The sequence below is a fragment of the Undibacterium sp. Di27W genome, from assembly GCF_049340345.1.
Lineage (GTDB): Bacteria > Pseudomonadota > Gammaproteobacteria > Burkholderiales > Burkholderiaceae_D > Undibacterium.
On sequence record NZ_JBMPOS010000011.1, the window covers coordinates 13,726 to 26,590 of the forward strand.

The window sequence follows — 12,865 nt, forward strand, 5'->3', positions numbered from 1 at the left end:
TACTTTTAATTGATAATCATTCTCATTTGGAAGATATTCATATGCTAATGCGGAAAGCCTATATGCAAGCCAGCAAATAAGACCAGTTTCCGCGATGCCAACTGATATTGAGAAAAACAATGACCAATACACCCGCCATCTCTTTGAGCCAGCACCCTACCCTGGTTGACTGGATAGAACACCATGCACAGCACCAACCTGATGCCGAAGCCCTGTGTTTTATCGGCCAACGCTCGGATAGCACAGATACCAGTGATGATGTGCGACTGACTTACGCTGCCTTGTCCGAGCGGGTAAGGCGTTGCGCTGTCAGTCTGCAGGCATGCACGAATCCTGGTGACAGTGCGCTGATACTTTTCCCATCTGGCATAGATTATGTGGTTGCCTTGCTGGCCTGTTTTTATGCGGGCGTCACCGGCGTCCCGGTCAATTTACCAGGTGCTGCCAGGGTTAAACGCGTATTGCCAAAACTGGGCGACATCACACGCGATTGCAGTCCGGCCCTCATCATCAGCAACCAGCAAGTGACTGAGGCCAGCGGCAGTGACTTGCAAGCCTTTGCCAATGAGCATGGTTTGCGCTTGCTGCAACTGGAAGACATGCAGGGAGAAAATTCACAAACCTGGCAACGTCCTGTGTTAAACGGCGCTGCACTGGCCTTCCTGCAATATACCTCAGGTTCGACTGGTCAGCCCAAGGGGGTCATCAACCGTCACGGCCCTTTGCTGCATAATCTGGAATTTCTGGGGCGACTGACTGCAGTCGACACACGCCAGGCCAGTGACACCGTTATTGCCAGCTGGTTGCCGCTATTTCATGATCTGGGTTTGATCATGGGCATACTGCTGCCGCTGGCCTATGGTGGCCGCGCAGTTTACATGGCTCCAATGGCCTTTGCTGCTGACCCTCTGCGCTGGCTGGAGCTGGCGACACGTGAGCGTGCAACTGCCCTGCCCTGTCCCTCATTTGCTTTGCGCCTGTGTGCAGATGAAGCCCAAACAGCAGCGTTAAGGCTGAGAGACATTAACCTCGCATCTGTAACTTGCCTGATGCCAGCGGCAGAACCGGTATTGCCAGCCCAGATAGAAAGTTTCCATGCCACATTCGCGGAACGTGGCTTGCGCCGTACAGCCATCAAGCCTGCTTATGGCCTGGCAGAGGCAACCTTACTGGTGACTGCCCACGTCGACGACCATCATCCTTATTTCATTGATGTAGACAAGGTGAAACTGGAACGTGGATATGCTGTCGTCAACCCAGCCCATAATGGAAATACAGACACAGGCATGCGCCGCTACACCAGCAATGGCAATGATTTTGGTGGCCAAGATGTACGCATCGTTGATCCCGGCACTCACGCAGCCCTGGCTGAAGATCAGGTTGGTGAAATCTGGATCAATGGTCCTGCTGTTGCAGGCGGCTACTGGAATAAGCCGGAATTGAACCGCGATATCTTTGGTGCCTGCATAACCAGCATCAATATCAATGAAGAAGACTGCAAGCCTTATCTGCGTACTGGCGACATGGGTTTCATGCATGAGGGGCATTTGTTTGTCACCGGCAGGCTTAAGGACATGCTGCTGTTTCGCGGACAATGCCATTACCCGAATGATATAGAAGTCAGCAGTGGCCGCAGCCATGCAGCAGCCGTGCCGGAAAGCGGTGCGGCATTTTCTATCACGCTGGGTGATGAGCAAACAGAGCACCTGGTCATCGTGCAGGAAGTCCTGAAGCAGGCTGGTGTCGACTATCAGCATATCGTCGATACCATACGCGCATCAGTGGCAGAAGAGCATCAACTGAGCAGTCATGCCATCGTGCTGATACGCAAAGGCACTTTGCCGCGTACTACCAGTGGCAAGGTGCGACGTGCCGCTGTGCGGCAAGCTTATCTTGATGGCAGCTTGCCAGTCCTGCACCAGCATGTACTGGATGCACAGCCGATCACTGAAGCGTCAACGAATACTGATTTACTGGATACATTGCGCCCGCTGTCATTGGCTCAACGCCACCAACATTTACGCAACTGGCTGGCAAACGAGGCTGCCGCCATACTGGGCACGGTCACAGCAAGAGCAATTCATCCCGAAGCCAGCCTGTTTAATTATGGGCTGGACTCCATGTCGGCAGCGCGCCTGGTCGCAAGCGCAGCCAAATCCCTGGGTATGAGCTTGCCGGACAACGTGATATTCGATCACCCCAGCCTGGCCGAACTGGCAGTGCATTTACAAACTGTCTTGGTGACGCAGGCAGGCTTGCCACTTGCTGCTAATAATTCTTCGCCAGTTTCTTCTGCACCGGATCGTGATATAGGAAAAGCAGTTTCCGCTTCCACAGACAAAGAAGCCATCGCAGTCATCGGCATGGCGTTTCGCTTGCCAGGACAGGATGGGCAAGATGCCAATAGCGATGAAACATTCTGGGACATGCTGGAGCAAGGCGGTTGTGCCATACGCCCTGCACCATCAGAACGTTTCCGCACCCGTGAAGATATACCCGGTTTTGGTGCTTACCTGAATCATGTTGATCAGTTTGACGCTGCCTTTTTCGGCATGTCACCGCGTGAAGCAATGAATACAGATCCCCAGCAGCGCCTGTTGCTGGAAGTGGCTTGGCATGCGCTGGAAGATGCAGGCCAGCGCCCTGCTACCCTGCGTGGTAGCGACACCGGTGTATTTGTTGGCATAGGTACTGGCGACTATGGTCATCTGCCTTTCATCAGTGGTGAGCCTTCGCATTTCGATGCCTACTGGGGTACTGGCACTTCATTTGCCGCTGCCTGCGGTCGCCTGTCTTTCAGTTTTGGCTGGGAGGGCCCGTCCATGGCGGTGGATACCGCGTGCTCGGCTTCGCATAGTGCCCTGCATCTGGCGGTGCAAAGCCTGCGTGTGCGCGAATCTGGCTTGTCACTGGCTGCCGGGGTCAAATTGCAGTTATTACCTGAAGTCGATCTGGTATTGCACAAGGCCGGCATGCTGGCTCTTGATGGTCGTTGCAAGACGCTGGATGCACGCGCTGATGGTTATGTACGTGGCGAGGGATGCGTGGTGCTGGTGCTGAAACGTTTGTCCGATGCCCTGGCCGATGGGGATGCCATACGTGCCGTCATCCGTGACACAACAGTACGCCAGGATGGTGCAGGTAGCAGTCTGTCAGCGCCAAATGGCGCTGCCCAGCAACGCCTCCTGAGCCTGGCGCTCAAAAAAGCGGGGCTGACGCCCGCCGATATCGACTATATAGAATTGCATGGCACAGGCACCCGCCTGGGTGACCCGATAGAATATCAATCTGTCGCCGATGTCTTTCGCGGTCGCGACTTGGATGACCCTTTATGGCTGGGTTCAGTCAAGACCAATATCGGTCACCTGGAAGCTGCCGCTGGTGCCGCCGGCCTGGTCAAGACTATACTCGCCATCGAACATGGCAAGTTGCCGCCTGCGGTTGAATTGCAAGAAGTTAATCCTTTGATTGATCTGGATATCATTCCTGCGCGCGTGCCAAATCAAACCATTAACTGGCCCATGCGCCAGTCTCTGCGTCGTGCGGGCGTGACTTCATATGGTTTCGCCGGAACCATAGCTCATGTCTTGCTGGAACAGGCACCTGTAGCAGCTAGTGTCAAACCATCAGAAAAAATCACTGCGCCACAGCTTTTTCTTTTGTCTGCACGCTCAGCAGAATCACTGCGCATGCTGACATTGAGTCATGCAAAAAATTTAGCGAAATGCGATGACTTGCCTGCACTGGCACGCGGCATGGCACGCCAGCGTGAACATCACAGCATGCGCGCAGCTGTACTGGCATCCAGTCGTGAAGAACTGGCTAGTGGTTTGCAGCAGTTGATAGCACCCGGATATACAGCGACAGAAGCAATGCGCAATCCACGCATAGGCTTTTTGTTTACTGGTCAGGGCTCACAATATAGCGGCATGGCACGTGAATTGTATGCGCAGCAGCGTGATTTCCGTCAGGCGCTGGATGCTGTTGATGCTGCACTCGCTGCTGACCTGGGCATGTCTGTCATCGCCCTGATGCATGACGATGCACACAATGAACGCTTGCAACAAACCGCATTTGCCCAGCCAGCGCTGTTTGCGCTTGGCTATGCGCTGGCAAAAATGTGGCAGGCTTTTGGTGTGCAGCCAAGTATCGTACTTGGCCACTCCATAGGTGAATTTGCCGCAATGGTCATTGCTGGCTCGCTGACGCTGGAACAGGCTGCGCGCCTGATCGTCAAGCGTGGCGCATTGATGCAGGCACTACCGGCGGGTGGCGCCATGCTGGCGGCACGGGCAACACCAGAGCATGCCCTTGCTGTGCTGGCCGGATTGCATGCTGACCATGCCAGCGAGATTGCCATTGCAGCCTTCAATGGCCCTCAGGATGTGGTGTTTTCTGGCTCTGCGGCCGCGATAGAAGCAGTGCAAGCCTTGCTGACTGCGCAGCAATTGCATGTACGTGCCTTACAGGTATCCCATGCCTTTCATTCTCCTTTGCTTGATCCTATGCTGGCTGCATGGGAAAACACGTGTGCAGCGCAAGTTATGCAAGCCTCTCTCATTGCAGTCTGCTCCAGCTTGACAGGTGAATTGTTGACGCAGGCACCAGATGCAAGCTATTGGAAAAATCATGCACGCCAGCCAGTACGCTTTGACCAGGCGCTGCAAAATGCCGCCAGCGCCTGCGACATTCTTTTGGAACTAGGTCCGAACGCTATTCTGAGTGCGGTGGCCCAGCGTAACCAGGCTGCGCAGGATTGGCCACATGCTGTGAATTGTCTGGCAAGCTTGTGCCGTGGCGGCAGCGATCTCACCGCCATAGGCGATGCCTGTGCAGCACTATATATCGCCGGACAGGATTTTGACTGGGATCATGTCTTCTCTGGCAGCCTGCCATCTCCACGCAGCTTGCCGCGCTACCCGTTTGAGCGTCAAAGCTATTGGCTTGATTATGACGATGATGCTCCACGTCTGCCTTTGCAACTGCAACCGCAGCCAGAACGCGCAGCAGCGAGACCTGTTGATCTCTACACCATGCAGTGGGAAAACTTTACGCTGGCAGAAAATGGCACACATGCGCCGCGCTATTTCCTGCTGGGTGGAGACATTGCACATACAGCCGCCTTTGCTGCCGAATTGAAAAACACAAGCGCCAATATCTACTCATTGACAGCAGGTGAATGGCCGCTGGCAGCAACCCAACTCGAAGACAGCGATGTCGTAATTTATCTTGATGGCTGGCATGCACAAGCTGAGCATGTGACGCTGGCAGATCAACAAGGCTGGCAGTTGACTGAGTTCGTCAAGGTATTACAACACCTGCAAAAGAAACCCCGCGTCTTGTTGCCCACCAATGCGGGCCAGGCAATTGCAGGTAGCTCAGGTAATCCTTTGCAAGCTTCCTTATGGGGTGCGGCACGGGCATTGGCGCTCGAATATCCAGGCCCACGCTGGCTGATGGCAGACAGCGATGCTGGCCTGTTGCCGTGCGTATCTGCCTTGCCAGCCCTGTTGCCCTTGTTTGGCAATGAAGAAGCTGTGGCCTTGCGCAACGGACTATGGTTGCACCCCCGCCTTGAACCTGTCAGTGCACAAACGCATGAAGTAGCAGTACCGCCAGCCTTGAAACGGGACGGCATCTACCTCGTGGCCGGAGCCTATGGTGCACTGGGCCGTCACGCCACGGACTGGCTGGCAAGCCGTGGCGCTCGTCATCTGGTGTTACTGGCACGTCGTGCGGCACCTGCAGGCTGGCAGGCAAGACTGGCTTTATTGAAAGCCCAGGGCATACAGATCACCCATATTGATGCAGACGTGGCAAATGTAGATGACATGGCGCGAGTATTTACGCACATCACCAGCATGGAACAGGATAACGACCTCTGTCTGGCCGGTGTCTTCCATTGTGCAGGCACCAGTCGTTTCAATGACCTGGCCACGATCACGAATGACGATTATCAGGCCGTCAGCCGCGCCAAGATACAGGGCGCATGGCTATTGCATGAGCATACGCGTAGCCGCGCACTGGATTATTTTGTCTGCTTCACTTCAATTTCCGGCATCTGGGGTTCACGCTTGCAAATCCCTTATGGTGCGGCGAATGCTTACCAGGATGCACTGGCGCGCATGCGTCATCACCAAGGCTTGCCTGCACTGGCGATTGCCTGGGGCCCCTGGGGTGGCGGTGCTGGTATGTCCGAAGTGGATGAAGACTTGCTGCAATTATTGCGCGCAGCTGGCATAAGGCGGCTGGCACCAGCCCGTTATCTTGCCACGTTGGATAAACTGCTGGGCGGCGAATACATCACAGACGACGGTACTTGCGTCGCTGTCGATGTAGCATGGCAGCAATTCGTTCCCTTGTACGCCTTGTACAACCCGGCCAATACTTTCGAGCGTTGCCTGAGTGCCAGCCAGGCAAACGCAATTGCCGTATCAACCACTGCCGACACCCCCAGCACCCTGCATGCCCTGAATGAACAGGCACGCCAGGCAGCAGTGCATGCCTTCGTGATTGCCGAACTGGCCCGCACCCTGCGGGTCACGCCTGCACAACTGACACCAGATATCCAGTTGCTGAAGCTGGGCATGGATTCTATCCTGGTCATGGATTTCTCGCGCCGTTGTGAAGCTGGCCTGGGCGTCAAATGTGAATTGAAAGCTATTTTCGAACGCAACACCCCGCAAGGCCTGACTGATTACCTGCTGGAACAACTGGGTAAACAACTGCTGGATTGTCATCTCCAGAAAGAGACCGAGCAAATCATTGCCGACCCAGCCAATGCGAACGCCCCCTTCCCGCTGACTGAGCTGCAACACGCATATTGGATAGGTCGTCACAGCCACTATGGCCTGGGTGGAGTAGCTTGCCATGCCTATCTCGAAGCCGATGCGCCCAAGGGCCTGGACCTGGATTTGCTGGAACGCTGCTGGAATATGCTGGTCGCCCGTCACGGGGCACTGCGTCTGGTCATCGCTGAAGATGGCCAGCAACGTGTGTTACCCAAAGTACCTGACTATGTATTGTGTGTGGCTGACCTGACTGATGCCGATCAAACCACAGCCGACGCACATTGCACTACATGGCGTGAAACCATGTCGCATCAGGTGATGGATGCTGCGCAATGGCCCTTGTTTGACCTGCGTGCCAGCCGCCTGCCTGGCGGTGCAGTCAGGCTGCATATCGGTATAGACATGCTGATCAACGATGCCACCAGTGGCCAGATCATCTGGGAAGAACTGGCGGCGCTGTACCAGGCCAAAGCGGATATACAGCTTGCCGGTTTATTGCCATTCCAGATTACTTTCCGTGATTATGTGCTGGCTAAATACGTCCATAGTAGCCAGCGTCGCGCCGAGCGCGAATCTGCCAAGGCCTTCTGGCTGGAGCGCATCCCTGCCCTGCCATCGGCCCCACAACTGCCTTTGCGAGCTGAAGCCTTGCGCCAGACCAGCCCGACATTCTCGCGCAGGCAACAGCAACTGGCAGCACCCTTATGGCAAAGCTTGCGCGACCAGGCTGCCCAGGCTGGTTGTACACCAGCGTCATTGCTGATTGCGGTGTTTGCCGAAGTGCTGGCAGCCTGGAGTGCTGAACCGCAATTTACGCTGAACCTGACTATTTTTGACCGCCTGCCCTGGCATGCCGATGTGCCGCGCCTGCTGGGTGACTTTACTGCTGTCACCTTGCTGCCACTCGATTGCAGCGAAGCCCTGCCATTTGGAAAGCGCGCCGCCGCTATCAACGGCACAGTGCTTGAACATTTGCAGCATCGTGCTTTCAGTGCTGTTGATGTCATGCGTGAATGGAACCGCGGTCGTGAACGCCAGGATGCGATAGCTATGCCTGTCGTTTTCACTAGCCAGTTGGGTATGAATGATCCGACCAAGGGGGCAGCGCCCGATAGTGCACTGGGCAATGTCGTCTACGGCATCAGCCAGACCCCGCAAGTCTGGCTGGATCACCAGGCATGTGAGCTTGATGGCGCACTGATTTATAACTGGGATGCAGTCGATGCCTTGTTCCAGCCGGGCACGCTAGATGCTATGTTCAATGCCTATCATGGTTTGCTGGAAAAGTTGGCGACACAGCCACGGGCCTGGCAGCAGGCATTGCCAGCATTGCTGCCACCAAGCCAGCAGGCAGTACGCGCGCAGGTCAATGCCAGCGCTGCCGCCATGCCTGATCGTTGCCTTGATCAGTTGTTCTTTGAGCAGGCACAGCGCAGCCCGCAAGCCATCGCCATGATCGCCCATGAACAGCAATGCTCATATGCAGAACTGGCAGACTGGTCCTTGCGCCTGACAAACGCCTTGTTACAGCATGGTGCACAACGCAGCGACCGCATTGCTGTCGTCATGCGCAAGGGGCCGGAACAGGTCGCTGCCTGTCTGGGTATCCTTGCAGCCAGTTGTGTATATGTACCTGTCGATGCTGATGTACCTGCTGCACGTTTGCAGGCAATACTTGATGGCAGCCATATAAAACTGGTGTTGACACAGGCTGATTGCCTGCCCATCGTGCAGGAAATGTGTGCCAGTCGCGAAGTGACGGTACTGGATGCCAGCCGGGCTGCAACACAAACCTGGCCCGCTACTCTACCGCAAGTTGAACGAGCAGTGACAGATCACGCTTATGTCATCTACACCTCAGGTTCAACCGGCATACCCAAAGGGGTATTGATTGATCACCGTGGTGCGGTAAATACGGTGCTGGATATCAACCGACGTTTTGATATTGGTCATACTGACCGTGTGCTGGGGCTGTCCTCGCTGTATTTCGATTTATCCGTGTATGACCTGTTCGGTATTTTTGCGGCAGGCGCTGCGCTGGTATTGCCAGCCGCAAGTGGCACACGAGACCCCGCGCACTGGCTGGATTTGCTGTTGCGTCATCGTGTCACAGTCTGGAATTCAGTACCAGCCCTGCTTGAACTTTTGCTTGATGAGGCAGAAGCTGCCGGTGCATCACTGGCTGGCCTGCGTCAGGTATTCCTGAGCGGTGACTGGATAGCGCTGGGCTTGCCAGCACGACTGCGCACGCAGGCACCGCAGGCAAGACTGGTGGCAATGGGTGGTGCAACCGAGGCATCGATCTGGTCCAACTGGTTTATTGTGCCAGAAATATTGCCAGCACAATGGCGTTCCATCCCCTATGGTTATCCATTGGCCAACCAGCATTACCGTGTGCTGGATGCTCGCCTGCGCGATTGCCCTGACCATGTCAGCGGTGACCTGTATATAGGTGGCGCGGGACTGGCCGTGGCGTATGAAAATGATGCTGCCAAGACTGCCGCCAGCTTTATCATCCATCCCGTGCATGGCGAACGGCTCTACCGCACTGGCGACCTGGCCCGTTACTGGGGCGATGGCACACTGGAATTTTTAGGAAGGCGTGACTTCCAGGTCAAAATCGCTGGCAACCGCATAGAACTGGGTGAAATTGAAAGCGCCCTCTTGAGCCATCCTGGTGTTCGTGAGGCGGTTGCCGATGCTGTTGGCCCGGCACGTGGCAACAAGCGTCTGGCGGCATGGGTAGTACCCAATACAGCCGACACCAGCCTGTACGACGCCTTTGCAGGCAACCCCGACTTGCACAGCGAACGCTGGTATGCTGTTGAGCAGGCTGGCAATCAAACTTTTACCCAGACATACAGTACGCAGCAAGCTGAGAGACTGGAACAGTTCTGGTCCTTGATGGACCATATTGGTCTATGCATGATGCGCGATACCTTGCTGGCTGCTGGTGTGCTCCCAGGCGGTCATGGACAGATACTACAGATGCTGGCACCCGCACCGGACCTGGTCGTGCTGGCACAACGCTGGTTGAACAGCCTGAATCTTAATACGCAGTATGACAGCGAAGCTGCCTGGAACAACCTCACGCCAGCAGCACTGGACTTCGGCTTATCACGGACTGTCTTACAACGCCTGCGTTCAGGTGCGACTCAAAGGCTGGAAGTGTTGCGCGGCCAGGCCAGCGCTCTGGAAGTGTTTTACGGCGCTGATGACACTCTGGCTCCTGAGCACATGACGCGCATGAATCCCTTGTCCAGTCTTTGCACATCTGCGCTGGCTGCCGCCATACGCAGCCTTGCGCAGCATCTGGGACGACCTTTGCGCATACTGGAAATTGGTGCGCGCAGTGGCGCAGCAACACGTGATTTACTAGCGCGGGTAAACGATTGTGCGATTGACTATACCCTGACCGACCCTGCGCGCAGTCTGGTCGAGCAGGCTGAACAGGCGTTTGCCACGCAAGAGAGCAATCCCTTGCACACTATCCATTGCCGGGTATTTGAGCATGAACGATCAGCGACGACACAGGGGATGCCGGAATACGAATCCGATTTGCTGATTGGATTCAATGCCTTACACCGCAGCCGCAATATCCCGGCCTTGTTAAGTCGCCTGCGTCGTCTCTTGAATGTGGGCGGCATGTTGCTGGCCCCGGAAATCACGCGCAACAGTGATTTCCAGCTGGCGACAGTCGCCCTGCTAGAAGGTGGCTATACCCAGTTTGAAGACCGCAGGAAGTTCAATGGAAATGCGCTTTTGGCAGCAGATGCGTGGCTGGATGAATTGGCGCAGGCAGGTTTTGCAGCCAGCGCTGCATCCGGCATAGACAGCAATGGCGGCATGCATTTACTGACAGCACGCCAGACCGATACGGTATTGCGTTTTGCCCCGCGTCGCCTGGTGGAGCATCTGGCGAGCTTGTTACCAGCATACATGGTGCCGCAGACCATTCTTGAACTGGATGCCTTGCCATTGTCTGCCACTGGCAAAGTCATGCGTCAACAATTACCACGTCCTGAAATGGGAGGTTCTCGCCGTACCAGTCGTCACGCTGGTAATGATGCGATGCCAGCAGCAAACGACCTGGTCAGGATATGGCAAGAATTGCTGGGTGTTGCAGACTTGCATGGCGATGACGACTTTTTCGATCTGGGTGGCGATAGTCTGATCGCCGTACGCCTGATAGAAAGAGTGCGTCACGGCATGAATGCACATGTCGCCTTGTCAGACCTGTTCGATGCATCCAGCTTGTCCGCATTTGCAGAAAGAGTGGCAAAGGCAGCGCCATATGAAGACAGCCTGCCACCACTGTTGCCTGATGCAGCTGCACGTTATGCGCCCTTCCCGTTGACGGATGTACAGCAAGCCTACTGGATAGGACGTGATGAAAGTTTCGAGCTGGGCGGCGTTTCCACCCATCTGTATGCCGAGATTGAAGTTGAAGACCTTGCCATAGCTGATCTGGAACGAGGCTGGCAACAGGTCGTGGCACGCCATGACATGCTTCGCGCAGTGATTAATGCCGATGGCATGCAACAGGTAGTGCAGGATTTGCCAGCTTACCAGCTTGCCAGCCATGATTTACGCGCTGCCAATGCCTCCGAGGTATCCGAGTGGCTGGAAATCACACGGCTGGAGCTGTCACACGAAGTGTTCGATACAGCACGCTGGCCCTTGTTCACCGTGCGTGCCGCGCAGATGACAGATAGCCGCGTGCGCTTGTTTATCAGTCTCGACAATCTGGTGTGTGATGGTCGCTCCATGCGTACCCTGCTGGCAGAATGGTCGCAATTCGCCCGTGATCCGGCTTTGCAATTGCCTCCATTGACGGCAAGTTTCCGCGACTATGTCATGCTGACCCAGCAAATCGAATTACTGCCATCTTATCAGCGCTCAATGGCGTATTGGCATGACAAGCTGAGTATCCTGGCACCTGCTCCGGCCTTGCCGCTAACGCACTATGCGCCGGAAGATGTGTCACCACCTCACTTCACTCGCCGTGAAGCCAGCCTGACACCACAAGATACCCAGGCCTTGCAGGCACAGGCGGCGGCACATGGCGTCACTGTCAATGCAGTATTGCTGGCGGCTTATGGTGAGGTGCTTGCCAACTGGTCTGCAATATCGCGCTTTACCTTGAACCTGACCCTGTTCAACCGCCCGCCTGTGCATGAAGAAATAGATGCACTGGTCGGTGATTTCACTTCGCTGGTGCTGCTAGGTTTTGATGCAGGAGTAACAGCCAATTTTGCTGAACGGGCATTTTCCATGCAGCGGCAGATCTGGGCTGACCTGGAACATATGCAGGTATCGGCAGTCCGTGTATTGCGCGAAGCCGCGCGCCGCAACCGTCGCCTGAACCAGGTTGCCATGCCGGTCGTGTTTACCAGTGGTCTCGGTGTAGCCAGCGATGGCGCTGCAGAACTTGACTGGCTGGGTGAGTTTGTCTATGGCATCAGCCAGACACCACAGGTATGGATAGACCAACAAGTCGTTGAACGCGATGGTCTAATGGTATTCAACTGGGATTCTGTCGATGCTCTGTTCCCTGAAGGCTTGCTGGATGACATGTTCCAGGCATACCACGGCTTGCTATTGAATCTGGCGCAGAACGGTAGTGCATGGCAAAACAGAGTTGTCATGCCGGTGAATCGCTGGCCTGCCTCACCGCTTAAATCCGTGAGTGATATTTCAACAGCCACACTGCCAGATAACAGCCCTGTCGTCGACGATAAATTGCTGCGCATGGTCAACAGCCGTCTTGCTGCGCTGCTTGGTCATCATGAACTTGCGCCACAGACCAATTTCTTTGAATTGGGTGCGACCTCACTGGATTTGATACGGCTACGCCAGCAATTGCAGGTAGATAGCGGTTTGGTACTCAGCATTACTGAAGTATTTCAGCACACCAGCATCGCCGCCCTGGCCGCACATTTACGTAGCCGTCATCAGTCAATGGTAAGCGAAGATATTTCCAGTAATGAGATTGGACAAGCCCGCAAACGCCAGCGTCTGGACAATGACCGCCGCCGTAAACGTGGCCAGCAATCCAAAGCCTGATGACTAAA

The 12,865-nt window shown here is 55.3% G+C and carries 1 protein-coding gene; it reads left to right on the top strand.

The genetic code is table 11. The features are described from left to right. Nucleotides 1–119 precede the first annotated feature (119 nt). The gene (locus ACO0LF_RS20680) at nucleotides 120–12,857 is read left to right on the top strand and encodes an amino acid adenylation domain-containing protein (protein WP_423017437.1); all 12,738 of its coding nucleotides are present in this window, start codon (nucleotides 120–122) and stop codon (nucleotides 12,855–12,857) included. The last annotated feature ends 8 nt before the right edge of the window (nucleotides 12,858–12,865 follow it).

Coding starts and splice junctions, on each gene's coding strand:
- ACO0LF_RS20680 (WP_423017437.1), top strand. CDS start 120: ATGACCAATACACCCGCCATCTCTTTGAGCCAGCACCCTACCCTGGTT.